This window comes from Mycetocola sp. Y791 (genome assembly GCF_059445325.1).
Map to the genome: position 1 here is coordinate 366,384 of NZ_JCAIUC010000001.1, position 18,623 is coordinate 385,006.

Consider the following 18,623-nt stretch of genomic DNA (forward strand, 5'->3'; position numbering starts at 1 on the left):
CGGGACAGCGCCACTCGCCGAGGTGCGCGAGGGGTCTTTTCTCTTTAACGGGTCCTTCGCCCCATTGGCCCTTCGCCCGATTGGTCCGTCGCCCCTTGCCAGCTACTCGCCGGGCCGCGAGATTCGCAGGACATCGTGCGAAGAGCAGGATGCCGAGGGCTGATCCCGTCCTGATAAACGTGTGATCTCCTGTTAAATCGCACCGCGAGGGCGGTCCGACCGCCGGTGCTGAACAGCATCCGAAATTCGTATTTGTAGGTCTTGACAACAAAAGGCCCCCCGAATAGGCTTCGAGCACTTGAGCGGTTTCGACAACGTTTTCGAAAAATTCGAACTCGTGCTCGCTCACCTCACTTTCGCGCAAAGGAGCGTCATGAAAGTAAGACCCGTGTCCCGCAAAATCCTGGTGGGCGCCATCGCCGCCGGACTGCTCGTTCCTCTTCTCACGTCGCCTGCCGCGGCAGCGGAGCCTGAGACGCTCATCTCCGCCGACTTCGAGGACAGCACGCTCGGTGGCTGGGAGTCGAGCGGCTCCCCGGTTCTCACCTACGAGCCAGCCGACGGAGGCGGTACTGCCCTGCGCGTCGGCGATCGGACGACCGACTTCGCCGGCATCCAGACACCGGCTGGCCTGTTCGCCGACCTCGAGGCCGGGGACACCGTGACCTTCTCCATGAAGGCGCGCCTCGCTGAGCCAGCCCCCGCCCCGGTCAACATCCGATTCGTGATGAAACCGGGTTACAACTGGATCGGGAACACCCCTCTCACCGCCGACGCCTGGTCGACGGTCGAGGGAACCTTCGAAATTCCGCAGGGCGCGGATGCCACGGCGCTGCAGGCGTACATCGGTACGGACGACCTCCCCGACAAGTCGAGCTACAGCTATCTCGTCGACGACATCTCTGTCTCCGCGGTGCGTGTGGACGCGCCGACCGACCCCACCCCGCCCGGCAACTCAGACCTCTCGTCGCTCAACACGGGCTTTGAGGATGGTCTTGGCGGGTGGGTTCCCCGAGCCGACGCCAGCGGCCCCGCCTCGGTCACCGTCTCGACCAGTGACGCCCACAGTGGAGCGCAGGCCGCACTGGTGTCCGGCCGCACATCGCAGGGCCAGGGCATCGGGCACGATGTCACGGGCATCCTGCTCCCTGGCCAGACCTATGAGCTCTCTGCCTGGGTGAAGTTCGCCGCGGGCGAGACGCCCGGAGACGTCTGGCTGAGCCTCGCCAGGACAACGGGCGAATCCACGTCGTACGCCACGCTCGGCCAGTTCACCGGAATGTCGAACAGCACCTGGGTCGAGGTGAACCAGACCTTCCAGATGGGTGAAGCCGACTCGGCGCTGCTCTACTTCGAGACCGCGTACAACGGCGGCAACACCTCCTCCTTCCTGATCGACGACATCAGCGTCGCTGTTCCCGCGACCGGCGGCGAGGTCGAGGACCTCACCCCGATCAAGGACACCGTGAGCTTCCCCGTCGGCGCAGCGATCGACAGTCGCGAGACCACGGGTACCGCGGCTGACCTGCTCACAAGGCACTTCGACCAGGTCACCTCCGAGAACTACATGAAGCCAGAGGCCTGGTACAACGCCGACGGTGAGTTCACCCCGCACGCCGAGGCCGACACCCTGATGCAGTTCGCCCAGGATGAGGACCTCGCGGTCTACGGTCACACTCTGGTCTGGCACTCACAGACTCCGGCGTGGTTCTTCCAGAACGAAGCGGGCGTCGCACTCACCACCAGCGCTGCCGACCAGCAGATCCTGCGGGACCGCATGCGCACGCACATCTTCAACGTCGCCGAACACCTCAGTGACACCTACGGCGAATTCGGCAGCGATTCCAACCCGCTCAACGCCTTCGACGTCGTCAACGAGGTCGTCTCGGACGGCAACGAAAACGCCGACGGTCTCCGCCGCAGCGAGTGGTTCCGCATCCTCGGTGAGGACTTCATCGACCTGGCATTCCAGTATGCGGATGAAGCCTTTAACGACGAATTCGCTGCCGCTGGCGCAAACCGGCCGGTGACGCTCTTCATCAACGACTACAACACCGAGCAGGACGGCAAACAGCAGCGGCTGCACGCACTCGTTGAACGGATGCTGGAGCGCGGAGTACCGGTCGACGGTGTCGGCCACCAGTTCCACGTGAGCCTCTCGACCCCGGTCGAGGCGCTCGAAACCGCCCTGTCGGCATTCACCGACCTCGGGCTCACCCAGGCGGTCACCGAACTCGATGTGACAACGGGCACCCCGGTGACCCAGGCGAAACTGGTCGACCAGGGGTACTACTACCGTGACGCGTTCCGGATCTTCCGCGCACACGCCGCTGACCTGTTCTCGGTCACGGTTTGGGGGTTGACCGACGGACGCAGCTGGCGCAACAGCTCGGGTGCGCCGCTCGTGTTCAACGACGCGTTTGCGGCCAAGCCCGCGTACTACGGCATCGTCGACGGCGAGTTGCCCGCACGGTTGCGCACAGCGAACGTGTTCCAGGGCGACGTTCCACTCGACGCTGAGGCGACGACCGCGCTCGCGTGGCAGCAACTCCCGCTGCACACCATCGAGCAGAGCGCCGGGTTCCAGTTGCGCTGGCAACCGGATCACCTGACCGTGTTCGTCCAGGTCGACGATGCGACAGCGGATGCCGCTGACGAGATCCAGTTCACGTGGGGCGAGGAGACCGCGACGTTCGGCCGCGACGGGACAGGTGACGTCGAGGGTGTCGTCACCGAGACCGATGGTGGCTACAGCATCGTGGCGCACCTTCCGCTGACAGCCGCGGAGCAGGGGGACACCGTTGCCTTCGATGTCCGGGTTCAGAACAACGGCACAGTGACCGGGTGGAACACCGCGGGAACGGTCGGGACCCTGACACTGCTCGAACCGCTGTCGTACCAGGAAGTCGTCGAGACTGACGCCGCTCCCACGATCGACGGCGTCGTCGACGACTCGTGGAGCTCCGCCGGAACCGTCGAGACCCTCAAGCAGGTAGAGGGCACCGCGGGAGCATCCGCAGTCTTCAGCACGCTGTGGCGCGACAACATGCTGTATCTGCTCGCCGAGGTCACCGACCCGACCGTCGACGTGTCCGGATCCGACCCCTGGATCCAGGACTCGGTCGAGATCTACGTGGATCCGGGCAACCTGAAGAACGGTTCATACCGTTACGACGACACACAGATCCGCATCAGCGCAGAGAACGTTGTGTCGTTCGGAACCGGTGACGAGGCGTTCCAGCGGAACCGGGTCACATCCGCCACCGCACGGACCGAGACCGGCTACCGCGTTGAAGTTGCGGTCAGCCTGCTCGAATCCGGCGGGGCCGGGTCCTTCCAAGGACTCGACCTGCAGGTCAACGACGCCTCGAACGGCGCTCGCACCGGCATCCGCAACTGGGCAGACCCGTCAGGCGCCGGCTACCAGTCGACAGCGCGCTGGGGAGTGGCTCAGCTCGTGTCAGCGGTCGAGGGCTCACAGCCGATGATCTCGGTTTCGCCCGAGTCTGTCGTCGCCGGCAACACGGTCGACGTCGAACTCAGCGGGTTCGATCCGGGAGTCGAGGTTGCGCTCCAGCTGCGGGAGCCAGCCGCACCTGAAACGGCAGGATTCTCGGTTCTCGCTCTCGAGGTCCCGGCAGTCCTCGCGACGGTGACGACGGATGCCGCTGGCGAGGCATTCGCCCGGGTTACCATCCCGGCGGACACCGCTGCCGGCGCTTATGAGATCGCCGCGCTGCAGGATGGGGTGGCGCGTGCGTCGGCTCCTCTCACCGTGACGGTTGCGGCCGTTGGACCGCAGCAGCCGGGTGCCGGACCGCAGCAACCCGGTGCTGGATCTCAGCCCGGTGCGGGCGGGCAGGGTGCAGGCGCTGACCGTGCAGGCGCTGACCGTCTCTCCCAGTCGGGAGCCGACGTCGCCCCTCTGGCACTGATCGGGATGCTGCTGCTGCTCGGAGGAGCAGCACTGGTCCGGTCGCGCCGCGCAGCCAGGTAATTCGGTCGTACGAGCCGGCGGGAGTGACTGCTCCCGCCGGCTCTTACGTTTGGCCCGCGCGCTTGGCCCCCGCGTTTGGCCCGAGGGACAGCCCCTATCGGACGGGCGTGCCCTTTCCTAGGATGACCCCATGACCTCGTCAACGGCAGACACGACTACGGCACCCACGACAGCGGCAGGCACGACTACGGCAGAACCAACCTCGGTCAGCGAAGAGACGCTCACCCGGATCGATGCATGGTGGCGGGCGGCCAACTACCTCTCCATCGGGCAGATCTACCTCCTCGACAATCCGCTTCTCCGTGAGCCGCTGACCAAGGATCACATCAAGCCGCGGCTTCTCGGACACTGGGGAACGACCCCGGGGCTCAACTTCGTGTACGCGCACCTCAACCGCGTGATCGCCGAGCGGGAACAGTCCACCCTGTACATCACGGGCCCTGGCCACGGCGGTCCAGGTATGGTGGCGAACGCCTGGCTCGACGGCACCTACTCCGAGATCTACTCCCGTATCTCGCAGACCGAAAAAGGAATGAAGCGGCTGTTCCGCCAGTTTTCGTTCCCCGGCGGCATCCCGAGCCACGTCGCGCCGGAGACGCCCGGCTCGATCCACGAGGGCGGAGAGCTCGGCTATGCGCTCAGTCACGCGTACGGCGCCGCGTTCGATAACCCCGACCTGCTCGTTGCCGCTGTCGTCGGTGACGGTGAAGCCGAAACCGGACCGCTCGCAACCAGCTGGCACTCGAACAAGTTCGTGGACCCGCTCGAAGACGGCGTCGTCCTCCCGATCCTGCACCTCAACGGGTACAAAATCGCCAACCCGACGGTGCTCGCGCGTATCCCCGAGGATGAACTGCTCGCCCTCATGCGCGGCTACGGTCACAACCCGTACATCGTCTCCGGCGGGTTCGACGGTGAAGACCCGATGCTCGTGCACGCCAGGATGGCAAAAACGCTCGACACGGTCCTCGATGAGATCGACGAGCTCAAGCGCACCGCGAGGCAGCAGCGCGACGCGGGGGAGGACGTGACCCGCCCGCGCTGGCCCATGATCATTTTGCGCACGCCCAAGGGCTGGACCTGCCCCGCCGAGATCGACGGCCTCTTGGTGGAGGACACCTGGCGCGCGCACCAGGTCCCGCTTGCCAACGCGCGCGACACGAAAGAGCACACGAAAATCCTCGAGGAGTGGCTGCGGCGATACCGCCCCGACGAACTCTTTGACGAAACCGGTCGTCCTGTCGCTGAGGTCACCTCGCTCGCCCCGGCCGGCGACCTGAGGATGAGCGCGACCCCGCACGCCAACGGTGGGGTGCTGCGCCGGGAACTCGAGCTTCCCGACTTCCGCGACTACGCCGTCGACGTCCCTGTTCCCGGCGGAACCACCGCGGAGGCGACGCGGGTGCTCGGGGTCTGGCTCGCCGACGTGATTCGCGACAATCCCGACAACTTCCGTATCTTCGGCCCGGACGAAACGGCATCCAACCGGCTCGCGCCCGCTGTCTACGAGCACACCGACAAACAGTGGGATGCCGAGATCCTCCCGGTCGATAAGAATCTCGCGAGGGCCGGGCGGGTGATGGAGATGCTCAGCGAGCATCAGTGCCAGGGCTGGCTCGAGGGGTACCTCCTCACCGGCAGGCACGGCCTGTTCAACTGTTACGAAGCGTTCATCCACATCATCGACTCGATGTTCAACCAGCACGCCAAGTGGCTGAAGACGACGTCGGAGATTCCGTGGCGCCGGTCCATCTCGAGCCTCAACTACCTGCTCTCCAGCCACGTCTGGCGGCAGGACCACAACGGGTTCAGTCACCAGGACCCTGGCTTCATCGACCACGTCGTCAATAAGAAGGCCGACGTGGTGAGGGTGTACCTGCCACCGGATGCCAACACCCTGCTGTCGACGTATGATCACGTCCTGAAATCGGTGGACTACGTCAACGTCGTTGTCGCCGGCAAGCAGCCGCAGGCAAACTGGCTCACCATGGACCAGGCCATCGCGCACTGCGCTCGCGGCATCGGGATCTGGGACTGGGCGGGATCCGAGCAGCCAGGCACCGAACCTGACGTCGTCCTGGCGTGCGCCGGCGACGTTCCGACGCTCGAAACGCTCGCGGCGGCATCCCTTCTTCGTGAACACCTGCCGGAACTGCGCGTGCGCGTGATCAATGTCGTCGACCTGATGCGGCTGCAGAACGAGTCCGAGCACCCGCACGGGCTGAGCGACCGGGAGTTCGACTCGTTCTTCACCGTCGACAGGCCCATCGTCTTCGCGTATCACGGCTACCCGTGGCTGATCCACCGTCTCGCGTATAAGAGGAACGGCCACGAGAACATCCACGTGCGCGGGTACAAGGAAGAGGGTACGACGACGACCCCGTTCGACATGGTCATGCTCAACGACCTCGATCGGTATCGGCTCGTCATGGACGTGATCGACCGGGTTCCCGGGATCGGTACACGCTCGGCCGGGCTGCGGCAGCTGATGGAGGATGCGCGGCTCGCCGCGCGCCAGTACACGAGGGACCACGGCGAGGACATTCCCGAGGTTGCGAAGTGGCAATGGGCAGGCGAGGGTGCCGGTGTATCGCAGGAGGACGCGCAGGAACGGGTTGACGAGACCGGGGGCGACAACAGCTGAGCGGTGGGACCTTCGCGACTACGGCCCGGCCCGCTGGGTCGTAGTCTTGGACCGTGGCCACAAGCATCTACATCACGTCCGCTGAGGGACAGACCGGCAAGTCGACTATCGCGCTCGGCACGCTCGACACCCTCTCTCACTCGGTGGAGCGCGTTGGCGTCTTCCGCCCGATCGCCCGTTCAACGGGCGAGCGCGACTACGTGGTGCAGCTGCTGCTCGGCCACAGCAGCGTCCAGCTCGACTACGACGAGTGCATCGGCGTTACCTACGACGACGTCCACTCCGACGCGGACGCTGCCCTCGCGACCATCGTGCAGCGGTACAAGGCAGTCGAAGCGCAGTGCGACGCCGTCGTGATCCTCGGGTCCGACTTCACCGACGTCGGCAGCCCGACCGAGCTCAGCTACAACGCCCGAATCGCCGCAAACCTCGGCGCTCCGGTCCTCCTCGTGCTCGGCGGCCGCAGCAGCCAGGGTTCCGGCGAGCGCCTCGGCCAGGCGGACCCCCGCACACCCGCGCAAATGAACGACCTCGCTGAACTCGCGCTCTCCGAACTCCGGCACGCCCACGCGACGCTCCTGGCGATCATCGCCAACCGCGCCGACGAGGACAAACTCGCCGAGATTACGGCCGCGATCGAGCGCACCGAGCCGGGCGTTCCGGTGTGGGCGATCCCCGAAAATCCCTACCTCATTGCCCCGAGCATGGAGTCGATCATGACGGCGACGGGCGGGACGCTCATCAAGGGCGACCCCGCGCTGCTGTCCCGCGAGGCGCTCGGTGTCGTCGTCGCCGGGATGAGCATGGTCAACGTGCTTCCCCGGCTCATCGAGGGCGCCGTCCTCGTCGTCGCCGGTGATCGCACCGAGGTCCTCCTCGCCGCGATGATGGCCCAGAGTTCGGGTACCTTCCCCTCGATCGCCGGCGTGGTGCTCAACGGCGGCTTCGAACTGCCCGAGCCGGTCGAGCGGCTGCTCGACGGCCTGCCGCAGACACTCCCGGTCATCCGCACCGGCCTCGGCACCTACGACACCATCGTCGCGATCACCCGCACCCGCGGCAGGCTCGCCGCCGATTCTCAGCGCAAGTACGATGCCGCGCTCGCTCTCTTCGAACAGCACGTCGATGCATCCGCTCTTCTGCAGCTCCTCGAGGTCAGCCGTACCGAGGTGGTCACCCCGCTGATGTTCGAGTACGGCCTGCTCGATCGGGCGCGCGCCCACCAGAAGCACATCGTGCTGCCCGAGGGTGGCGACGACCGCATCCTCCGCGCCGCGCACACCCTCCTCGCCCGGGAGGTTGCCCAGCTCACCATTCTCGGTGAGGCAGCCGAGGTGCGTGCCCGCGCCGTCGAACTCGGGCTCGATATCTCCCGCGCCGAGGTGCTCTCGCCGCATGACCCGGAACTCGGACAGAGGTTCGCCGAGGAGTACGCGCGGTTGCGAGCGCACAAGGGGGTCACCCTCGACCAGGCCCGCGACCAGGTCACCGACGTCTCGTACTTCGGCACGATGATGGTGCACCTGGGGCTCGCCGACGGCATGGTGTCCGGTGCGATGCACACGACAGCGCACACCATTCGCCCAGGGTTCGAGATCATCAAGACGAAGCCAGACGTCAACGTGGTGTCGTCGGTGTTCCTGATGGCGCTCCAGGACCGGGTGCTCGTCTACGGTGACTGCGCCGTGATTCCTGACCCGGATGCCTCGCAGCTCGCCGACATCGCCATCTCGTCCACCGAGACGGCGCTCCAGTTCGGTATCGATCCCCGCGTCGCCATGCTGTCGTATTCGACGGGCGAGTCCGGGAAGGGTGCCGACGTTGAGAAGGTGCGCGAGGCGACCGCTCTGGTCAGGTCTCGCCGACCCGATCTCCTCGTCGAAGGTCCCATTCAGTACGATGCAGCAGCGGATGCCGCGGTCGGCGCGTCGAAGATGCCCGGTTCAGAGGTGGCTGGCCGGGCAACGGTCTTCATCTTCCCCGACCTCAATACGGGCAACAACACGTACAAGGCGGTGCAGCGCTCGGCGGGCGCCGTGGCCATTGGGCCAGTGCTTCAGGGCCTCAACAAGCCGATCAACGATCTCTCGCGCGGTGCGCTCGTGCAGGACATCGTCAATACAGTCGCGATCACGGCAATCCAGGCCCAGGGCGATTCGGCATGAGCACCGTCCTCGTCGTCAATTCGGGTTCGTCGTCGTTCAAGTACCAGCTGATCGACATGGACACCGAGCAGATGCTCGCAACCGGCCTGGTGGAGCGGATCGGCGAAGCGTCAGGACGCTCGGTGCACACGATCCCGTGGGATGCCGTTCCGTCGGTCGAGCGCTCGAACGCCCCGCAGACGACCGAGCGCATCCTTCCCATCGCCGATCACACGGCCGGGTTCCGGGTCATGCTCGAGGCTTTCGAAACGCACGGGCCGTCGCTCAGCCGCCACCCGCTCGGGGCAGTCGGACACCGCGTCGTGCACGGTGGCAAGCGCTTCTTCGAGGCCACTGTCGTGAACAACCTGGTGAAGATCAACATCGAGGAGCTGGCCGAACTGGCGCCGCTCCACAACCCGGCCAACCTGCAGGGGATTGAGGCCGCGCAGCGTGCCTTTCCCGACGTGCCGCACGTCGCGGTCTTCGACACCGCGTTCCACCAGACCCTTCCTCCCGCCGCGTACAGCTATGCCATCGACGCCAAACTCGCAGCGAGGCACCGGGTGCGGAAGTACGGTTTTCACGGCACGAGCCACAAGTTCGTCTCGGAGGAAGCAGCGAAGTTTCTGTACCGCCCGCTCGGCGAGCTGAACCAGATCGTCCTCCACCTCGGCAACGGTGCATCGGCATCCGCCATCGCGGGTGGGCGGTCGGTGGAAACCTCGATGGGACTCACTCCGCTCGAGGGACTCGTGATGGGCACCAGGTCCGGCGATCTCGACCCCGCCGTGCTCATTCACCTGCACAGGCGCACCGGTATGAGCTTCGACGAACTCGACACCCTCCTCAACCGCAAGAGCGGCATCTTCGGCATGGCTGGCGTCGGCGACATGCGTGACCTTCAGGAGCGCGCCGACGCCGGCGACGAGGTTGCCAGCGCCGCCTTCGATGTCTACACCCACCGGATCAAGGGGTATATCGGCAATTACATGGCCCAGCTCGGGCGGGTGGACGTTATCTCGTTCACCGCGGGAGTTGGTGAGAACTCGCCAGAGGTGCGCGCGGCGGCGCTCTCGGGGCTTGAGGCTTTCGGCATCCGGCTGTCTGATGACCGCAACGAGGAGCGATCGCGGGATCCCCGCCGGATCTCGACCGACGATTCAGGGGTGGATGTGCTGGTCATCCCCACCAACGAAGAGCTTGAGATCGCACGCCAGACCCTCGCCGTTTTGTGATGAGGCCCGGCGCTCGCTGAGTTCGTGGTGCCGGGGTCGGGCGCCACGGTAGCGACGTCGGGGGCACGATGGCGGAGACGCAGCTGTCCGGTGCCTTGACATGAGGAATCCTCAGGGGTTAACTTGTGCGCAAATTTCGACGAAGGAGTCGTGCTCCATGTCAAAACTCACGAAGGTTCTGCTGACTTTTTTCGCGGCGTTCGCCCTGCTTTTTGCGGGCGCGGCCCCGGCGCTCGCCGACCACAACGCGGGGGCGGACCTCGATGAGGGCGGTGACTGTTATTACGGCCAGTTGCTGCCGGGTCCGCCCAAGGACATCCGCACGACGACGTACAAGCTGATCCGGCACGGGGAGTCCTTGCTCGTCGTCTGCTATTTCCCGTTGCCCCGTGAGATTCCCGCTGAGGATGACTGCATGGGCTGTGATGAAGAGGACTGGGTTGCCCCGACCCGGCCGCTCTACTACAACGTCCCGGGTGCCTGTGTGCCACCGGGTGCGATGAGCCCGGGCGGCGATTGGCCGAGCGGCGAGCCCACCGCGCGGTGGACGGATGCCAGGATCGTGTTCTACAAGACCCACGCGGTGATGACCTGCTTCTGGGCGGACGACCCGACGAACGACCCCGGCGCGCCCGGTGGGCCGCCGGTGCCGTAGGGGAGTGGTGCTCCGTGTCACGGCTCACGAAAGTTCTGCTGACGTTTTTTGCGGCGTTCGCTCTGCTCTTTGCGGGCGCAGCCCCGGCGCTCGCCGACCACAACGCGGGGGCGGACCTCGATGAGGGCGGCTCTTGTTACTACGGTCAGTTGCTGCCCGGCCCGCCCAAGGACATCCGCACGACGACATACAAGCTGATCCGGAACGGGGACTCGCTGCTCGTCGCGTGCTATTTCCAGCTGCCCCGCGTCATACCGGCTGATGAGGACTGCCTGGGTTGCGGCAGCGATGTTGAAGACGACTGGGTTGCCCCGAGCCGGCCGGTCCAGTACATCGCACAAGGTGCATGCGTGCCGCCGGGGGCCATGAGCCCTGGCGGAGAGTGGCCGAGCGGCGAGTCGGCGCGGTCCACTGACGCTCGGATTATCTTCTATCGGACCCATGCCGTTCTCACCTGCTACTGGGCGGACGATCCGACCAACGACCCCGGTGCGCCCGGCGGCCCTCCCGTCACGCCGGTTCCGTAGCGGCCTTCAGTAAAGGGGACATGCTGTGTCCAGACTGACCAAAATTCTGGTGACGTTTTTCGCAGCTCTCGCGCTGGTCTTTGTGGGAGCTGCCCCGGCGCTCGCGGATCACAACGCGGGCGCTGACCTCGACGAGGGTGGTGACTGCTACTACGGGACCTACTTGCCCGCGGGTCCACCGGTCGACATTCACACGACGACCTACACGGTGGTGCGACACGGCGGGTCACTTCTCGTCGCCTGCTACTTCTCGCTGCCGGCGTTCATTCCTGTGCCCGACCCCTGCAGCGGGTGTCCCGGCGACCAGGAAGGGGACTGGACCGCCCCGAAGCGACCGGTGTTTGCGGTCGCTTCCAATGGGTGTCTTCCGCCGGGCACCCAGAGCGCGGGCGGAGATTGGCCGGGTGGAGACATGGCACGCACGACCGATGCGAAAATCGTGTTCTACCGCACCTCAGCAGTCCTGACCTGTTTCTGGGCGGACGATCCGACAGACGATCCGGGCGCGCCCGGCGGGCCGCCGCTCTAGCGCGTCGGCCTGGAGCGGATGCCGCCCCGCCTAGCGTGGGCGGCATCCGCTCGATCGCGTCCGGGTGGCTGTGGCCGCACTTCGGTGGGTGCTGGTGTTTCGGGAGGTAAATCGTGGGTGCCAGCGCCCATACCGGCCAGGGACCGGGCATCCTCCGCCCGAAACTCGAGTGCCACGGCTCGATGTTTCGGGAGGTCGATCGTGGGTCCGAGCGCCCATACCGGCCAGGCCCAGCGGATCCTCCGCCCGAAACTCACGTGCGACGGCCCGAGGTGCTGACGCGACGACGCACTTGCGCGCCCGAGTGGATCGTTCCGCCGCGCGTCCTGCGGTGTCGTGTCGGAGTCGGAGGTGTCTCTCGCTCGGGTTCGGCGGCCGACACTCGGGCGGGTGCAGATGCTTCGGGAGGTAAATCGTGGGTGCCGGCGCCCATACCGGCCAGGGCCCGCGCATCCTCCGCCCGAAACACACGTGCTACGCACGCCGTTCCGATGGTTTAAGGGGTCGACGGGCTGACGTGTCGGCGGCCCGACCTGCGAGTCCGCCGTCTCAGCGCGCCAACCCCGCGCGGATGTGGCGCGCGGCCCACAGGTGCTCACGGCGGGAGACGTACTCGCCGATCACCGACTCGACCTCCGCCCATCGATACATCACCATGGCGTAGGTCACGCGAATGACGATGTAACCCAGTCGATGGAGCACAAGATCACGCTCGCGGTCTTTCGTCGCCGACTCGCCGGTGTGGAACTCCATGCCGTCGGTCTCGATGATGAGCCGATCTCCGATCAGGATGTCGACCCGGCCTACTCCGCGGATCCACACCTGCGTGCGGTAACGGATGCCGCGGCGTCGGAGTCTCAGCCGCACCTTCGTCTCGAGTCCTGACTCACACCTGCCGTCGGCGCACTCGATCAGCGGCCAGTACCTCCGGGGTACCCGGGACCGCAGCTCGGGCAGGTCGGATCGTCCAATCAGGCGCCGATTGAGTGCTGAGTCGATCGCGACTATGGCGTTCTCGCTGCTCTGGCATCCGAACTGGTCGATGAGTGCGTCGAGGACCGAGACCGTCGGCAGCCCCGCAGTCTGGGTTGCCGGGAGCGAGTAGTGGGTGACCAGCCCGTCGGCTCGATGGGGCCCGTGACCCGCGTTGACTGGAACAGCAAGATGAAGGGCATGGTCGTTTTCACACCACACCCCGAGCCTTCTGAGTGCACTGACGCAGGTGATCATGCCGCCGAGTGTGCTGGCCCGGAGGAGTAGTGGGTCGATGTCGGGGACCGCGTACCACCCGCGCCGCGGGCGGAGCAGTATCCCGGCGGTGACCATGCGCTGCAGATGCACGCGGCGGGCGCCGTCAGACTCCAGGACTGAGAGGTGCGCGAGTCCGCCGCGCCGGGCAAGGATGCTGAATTCGTCGGTCATGACCCGAGGGTGGCCCGTGCTCGCGGCTGGCCGCCGTCCCGCGACCAAACCGGTGGGGAACTTTCTCAGCGTCGGAGGGCTGTGGATAACGGATGCCGTCGTTTCGGGAGGAGAACCCTGGGGTGTGGGGCCGATACGTCGACGGGGGCTGTGTTTCTCCTCCCGGGGCACGGGCGCCGGGCCCGGGGCGTCAAGCACGGCCACGGCGGAGGCGCCGCGCCGTGGGGTACGAGCGCCGGGCGCAGGCTCGAGCTCGGGGGACCGCGGACAACCGGATGTCGTCGTTTCGGGAGGAGAACCCTGGGGTGTGGGGCCGATACGTCGACGGGGGCTGTGTTTCTCCTCCCGGGGCACGAGCGCGGGGCCCGGGGCGTGAGGCGTGCGCGGGTGGTGAGGCGCGCGCAAGGGTGCGGCCCACCGGATCGGGACGGCCACTGTGGAGAAGCTCGGCTTGTTGTCGGCGGCGGCGACTACGATAAGGGGGTGGTTACCGCCCTGTATCGCCGTTACCGGCCAGAGTCCTTTGCCGAGCTGATCGGTCAGTCTCAGGTGACCGATCCGCTCATGACTGCACTTCGCACTAACCGGGTCAACCACGCCTATCTCTTCAGCGGCCCGCGCGGCTGCGGCAAGACGACCTCGGCCCGGATCCTCGCTCGCTGCCTCAACTGCGTTGAGGGTCCGACCGATACCCCGTGCGGTGTCTGCCCGAGCTGTGTCGAACTCAGCCGTGATGGCGGTGGCTCGCTCGACGTCGTCGAGATTGACGCGGCAAGCCACAACGGCGTCGACGATGCCCGCGACCTTCGCGAGCGTGCTGTCTTCGCTCCGGCCCGCGACCGGTACAAGATCTTCATCCTCGACGAGGCGCACATGGTTACGCCGCAGGGCTTCAACGCCCTGCTCAAGATCGTCGAAGAGCCGCCGGAGCACATCAAGTTCATCTTCGCGACGACCGAGCCCGACAAAGTCATCGGCACCATCCGTTCGCGCACCCACCACTACCCGTTCCGCCTCATTCCGCCCGCGCAAATGCTCGAGTACGTGCAGTCCCTGTGCGAGAGCGAGGGGGTCAAGGTCGAAGCTGGCGTGCTGCCGTTGGTGGTTCGCGCCGGTGGCGGTTCAGCCCGAGACACGCTCTCGCTGCTCGACCAGCTCATGGCCGGCTCCGAGGGCGACACCGTCGGTTACGAGCGGGCCGTCGCGCTGCTCGGCTACACCCACTCGGCCCTGCTCGACGAGGTCATCGACGCACTGGCCATCCGTGACTCTGGCGCGGCGTTCACCGCCGTCGACCGGGTCATCCAGACCGGCCAGGATCCCCGGCGCTTCGTCGACGACCTGCTCGAGCGACTCCGTGACCTCATCGTCGTCGGCGCGACCGGAGCCGACGCATCTGCCGTGCTCCGCGGCATCCCGCAAGACGAACTCGACCACATGTCTGTGCAGGCGACGGGCTTCGGCCAGGCGGAACTCAGCAGGACAGCCGACATCGTCAACACCGCGCTGAGCGAGATGACGGGCGCCACCTCGCCCCGGCTCCACCTTGAGCTCATGGTGGCGCGCGTGCTCGTGCCGTCGATGGACGACACGGCGCGGGGCGCCCTCGCCCGAGTCGAGAGGCTCGAGCGTCGCGTCGGCATGGGTGACAGCGTTCTCGCTCCGCCCGCGCAACCGGCAGCGGTGGCCGCGGCGCCCGCGCCTCCCACGGCAACGCCAGCGGCACAGCGCCCGGTCGAAACAGCCGCCGAGCCGGCCGGGTCCGCGCCATCACGTCAGGCCCCTGCGGCGGAGGCCGCGACGCCCGCTCCGGCCGAACCGGTGACCGTCCGCCCCATCGGACCTGTCTCACTGCAGCAGCTCAAAGACGCCTGGCCGGAGATCCTGGATCGCGTGGCCAAGACCAAGCGCTCCTCCTGGCTCGTTGCGACAACGGCATCCATCCGCGGTTTCGGCGACGACCTCGTCCTGCGGCTGGCCTTCCCGAGCCAGACCGACGTCGATGACTTCAAGAAGCTCAACGCCGGCGAGGGCGTTTCGTCGCACGTGCGGCAAGCGATTCTCGACGTGCTCGGCGTCAGTGTGAAATTCATTGCCCAGGTGGCGCCTCCGGGCGATGGTCACGGTGGATCGTCAACAACGGATGCTCCGCCCGCGTCGCCCGCCGCACCCGGCATGTCGCCGACCGAAGATCGCCCAACCGACGCAGCACAGGCAAACGCAGCACAGGCAGATGCCGACTCGGCCAACGTCACCCAGGGGGTAGCCGCCGATCGCGAGACCGAGGGTGCGCCGGCTGCAGGTACGGGCCAGCAGGTCGCAGGGATGGTGTCCGCCACTGAGGCTTCGCAAGGAGGTTCAGTGCCCGCCGGTACAGCAGTCGCCGGTACAGCAGGTACCGGCACCGCAGTCGCCGAAGCCCGCGATGGGGCGTCGACCGATGCGTCCGGTGGAACGGACACTGTTCCTGCCGTTGCGTCGACCACGGCCGAGAGCGACGTCGCGCCGAAGACTCCACCAGCACCTCCGGCCTGGCCGACCGTCGTCGTCGGTCAGGTGGTCGGTGCAGACGCCGAGTCCCGCGCCGCCCGCGATGCGATCCCCACGGAGTGGGTGGTTCCGGGAGTTCCGCAGCGCTCGGCCGAGTCCGCCGCGCCAACGGCCCCCGCTGTGCCTGCAACCCCACCGGCACCACCGGCTTCGACGTCAGCTCCGGCAGCTCCGGCAGCTCCGGCCGCTCCGCCAACTCCGGCAGCACCGGCAACTCCGCCAGCTACACCGGGCCCCGTCCAGACCGACGCACCGGAACCGCAGGCAGCGCCGCTCAACGCTGATGGCGGCTGGGCCGTTGTCGCGATTCCTGGCTCAGGTGCTCCCGTCGAAGCACCCGCCGCGCCCGCACCCGCCGCTCAGCGCACCGCAGCGCCGTCCGTCCCAGCGCCGTCCACCGCAGCCCCGGCCACACGTCAGGCGCCAGCGCGCCCCGTCAGCACCGATCCGTCACTCCCCAGCGACGACGATGCACCTCCCGCAGACGACGAGCCGCCGTACCCGGACGGATATGGCGATCCATACGCGGAGCCGGTCGCGATCGGCGACGTCACGGCACGGATCGCCCCGACTGTCACGCGCCCGGCACCAGCTACGCCCGCGCCACAGCAAAAACCGCAGCAACGGGCAACGCAGCAGCAGACGGAGCCACAGTCGAGGGTCTTCACACCAGCGCACCCCAAAGCATCCACTCGCTACGGCGAATCGGTTGTGCGGGAAATCCTCGGGGCCAGTTTCATCGAGGAACAACCACACACCCCACCCACACGTTTCAACAGGGACTAAACACACATGTACGAAGGCATAGTCCAGGAACTCATCGATGAATTCGGCCGTCTCCCGGGAATCGGCCCGAAGTCCGCGCAGCGCATCGCGTTCCACATCCTGCAAACGGAGACATTCGACGTGTCGCGCCTGGCCGAACTCCTCGTCGAGGTGAGGGAGAAGGTCCACTTCTGCGAAATCTGCGGCAACGTCGCCGAACAGCCCACCTGTTCGATCTGCCGTGACCCCCGTCGCAACCCGGCGAGCATTTGCGTCGTCGAAGAGGCCAAAGATGTCGTCGCCATCGAGCGCACCCGCGAGTTCCGCGGCCTCTACCACGTGCTCGGCGGCGCCATCAGCCCCATCGACGGCATCGGTCCCGATGACCTCCGCATCCGCCAGCTCATGCAGCGCCTCGCAGACGGCGTCGTGCAGGAAGTAATCATCGCCACAGACCCCAACCTCGAGGGCGAAGCGACGGCGACCTACCTGAGCCGGCTGCTCACCGTCCTCGAGATTCGCGTCACGCGACTCGCGTCGGGCCTGCCCGTCGGCGGCGACCTCGAGTACGCGGACGAAGTCACCCTCGGCCGCGCGTTCGAGGGCCGCACTGTCGTCTCTCGCTGACCCTCGAGATGTCGCCCGCCCTGCCGTGCGCAGGCGGTCGGGCGCCGTGAGGCACCAGCGCACGTGCGCCGAGTGGATGCTGCACGGATTCCGTGAGGATTGCACCGGGGCATCCGTCACATAGCAAACCCGGCATGCGAGCGCCTTTAGGATGAGATATCGGTCTTGTCCGATCCACCCCCCAGGAGTACACGTGAGCCTTATCGTGCAAAAGTTCGGCGGATCATCCGTCGCGGATGCCGAGAGCATCAAGCGTGTCGCGAAGCGCGTCGTCGAGACGCACAAGGCCGGCAACGAAGTGGTCGTCGTCGTGAGCGCCATGGGCGACACGACGGATGAACTCCTCGACCTGGCCAGCGCCGTCTCTCCGCTCCCGCCCGAGCCGCGCGAGATGGACATGCTGCTCTCGAGCGGTGAACGCATCTCGATGTCGCTGCTCGCCATGGCCATCAAAAACCTTGGCGTTGACTCGCGCTCGTTCACGGGCCTTCAGGCGGGCATGCGCACGGACAAGCACTACGGCTCTGCCCGCATCGTCGACGTCAACCCGGTCCGGGTCCGCCAGGCCCTCGACACGGGGGCAATTGTGATCGTCGCCGGCTTCCAGGGCTTCAACGACGAGACCGAAGACATCACCACCCTCGGCAGGGGCGGGTCAGACACCACAGCTGTCGCCCTCGCTGCCGCGCTTCACGCCGAGGTGTGCGAGATTTTCACGGATGTCGACGGCATCTTCACCTCGGACCCCCGCGTCGTTCCGCTGGCAAAGAAGATCGACACAATCACGAGTGAAGAAATGCTCGAACTCGCCGCAAACGGCGCGAAAGTGCTCTACATTCGCGCCGTCGAATACGCGCGTCGGCACGGCGTGAAACTGCACGTGCGATCATCGTTCAACAACAACGAGGGAACCCTCGTCATCAACCCGAAAGAGGGCGAAGAGATGGAACAGCCCATCGTCACCGGCGTCGCGATCGACCTCACGGAAGCCAAGATCACCGTTGTCGGGGTGCCCGACGTACCGGGCAAGGCCGCGCAGATCTTCAAGATCATCGCCTCGACCGAAGCCAACGTCGACATCATCGTGCAGAACGTCTCTGCCGCAGCGACCGGCCTGACCGATATCTCCTTCACGCTGCCGCAGGACGAAGCGCCACAGGTGATCGCCGCGCTGCTCGAGCGTAAGGACGACGTCGGATTCGAGTCGCTCCAGCACGACGACCAGATCGGCAAGCTCGTGCTCGTCGGAGCCGGCATGAAGGCGAACACCGGCGTGTCAGCTCGACTGTTCGAAGCGCTGCACCTCGCCGGCATCAACATCGAAATGATCTCGACCAGTGAGATCCGCATCTCGGTGATCACCCGCGCCGACAACGTCAAGGAGGCCGCTCGCGTCGTCCACGCGGCGTTCGGGCTCGACAGCGCCACTGAGGCGGTCGTCCACGGCGGAACCGGTCGCTGACCGTTCCCTGCACCCACCAGGCATCGCTCTTTCCGGCGCGGTTTGGGAGAATTGTCCTTTCGT

The 18,623-nt window shown here is 66.4% G+C and carries 11 protein-coding genes; 10 read left to right on the top strand and 1 reads right to left on the bottom strand.

The window, feature by feature from the left end; all coding sequences use genetic code 11:
- The first annotated feature begins 373 nt into the window (after nt 1-373).
- From AC1C2N_RS01820 to AC1C2N_RS01850, 7 genes are all read left to right on the top strand, one after another.
- Complete coding sequence (locus AC1C2N_RS01820; RefSeq protein WP_495432629.1) at nt 374-3,997, top strand: endo-1,4-beta-xylanase; 3,624 nt, start codon at nt 374-376, stop codon at nt 3,995-3,997.
- Between the two features lie 130 nt (nt 3,998-4,127).
- Nucleotides 4,128-6,641 (top strand): phosphoketolase family protein, encoded by a 2,514-nt coding sequence (locus tag AC1C2N_RS01825; protein ID WP_495432630.1) that lies wholly within the window; start codon nt 4,128-4,130, stop codon nt 6,639-6,641.
- A gap of 53 nt (nt 6,642-6,694) precedes the next feature.
- Complete coding sequence (gene pta / locus AC1C2N_RS01830) at nt 6,695-8,806, top strand: phosphate acetyltransferase (protein WP_495432631.1); 2,112 nt, start codon at nt 6,695-6,697, stop codon at nt 8,804-8,806.
- Entirely contained in the window at nt 8,803-10,023 is a 1,221-nt protein-coding gene (locus AC1C2N_RS01835) for an acetate/propionate family kinase (protein WP_495432632.1), read from the top strand. Before pta ends, AC1C2N_RS01835 begins: the two co-directional genes overlap by 4 nt.
- A gap of 157 nt (nt 10,024-10,180) precedes the next feature.
- Nucleotides 10,181-10,678, top strand: a complete 498-nt coding sequence (locus AC1C2N_RS01840; protein ID WP_495432633.1) for a hypothetical protein — start codon at nt 10,181-10,183, stop codon at nt 10,676-10,678.
- Between the two features lie 14 nt (nt 10,679-10,692).
- Nucleotides 10,693-11,205: a hypothetical protein gene (locus tag AC1C2N_RS01845; protein WP_495432634.1), complete on the top strand. Its 513-nt coding sequence runs from the start codon at nt 10,693-10,695 to the stop codon at nt 11,203-11,205.
- 49 nt (nt 11,206-11,254) lie between these two features.
- Complete coding sequence (locus AC1C2N_RS01850) at nt 11,255-11,734, top strand: hypothetical protein (RefSeq protein WP_495432635.1); 480 nt, start codon at nt 11,255-11,257, stop codon at nt 11,732-11,734.
- A 549-nt stretch (nt 11,735-12,283) separates the two neighbouring features.
- On the opposite strand, the gene AC1C2N_RS01855 is transcribed toward AC1C2N_RS01850, so the two are convergent.
- A complete protein-coding gene (locus tag AC1C2N_RS01855; protein WP_495432636.1) occupies nt 12,284-13,156 on the bottom strand; it encodes an endonuclease domain-containing protein in 873 nt (290 codons plus the stop codon).
- Between the two features lie 483 nt (nt 13,157-13,639).
- Between AC1C2N_RS01855 and AC1C2N_RS01860 the strand changes: the two genes are divergently transcribed.
- The 3 genes from AC1C2N_RS01860 (at nt 13,640) to AC1C2N_RS01870 (ending at nt 18,560) form a co-directional block, all read left to right on the top strand.
- Nucleotides 13,640-16,492 carry a DNA polymerase III subunit gamma and tau gene (locus AC1C2N_RS01860; protein ID WP_483405328.1) on the top strand — a complete coding sequence of 951 codons (2,853 nt, stop codon included), beginning with the start codon at nt 13,640-13,642 and terminating at the stop codon, nt 16,490-16,492.
- A 6-nt stretch (nt 16,493-16,498) separates the two neighbouring features.
- Entirely contained in the window at nt 16,499-17,098 is a 600-nt protein-coding gene (gene recR, locus AC1C2N_RS01865; RefSeq protein ID WP_108390211.1) for a recombination mediator RecR, read from the top strand.
- Nucleotides 17,099-17,291: 193 nt separating this feature from the next.
- Entirely contained in the window at nt 17,292-18,560 is a 1,269-nt protein-coding gene (locus AC1C2N_RS01870; protein WP_483405329.1) for an aspartate kinase, read from the top strand.
- The last annotated feature ends 63 nt before the right edge of the window (nt 18,561-18,623 follow it).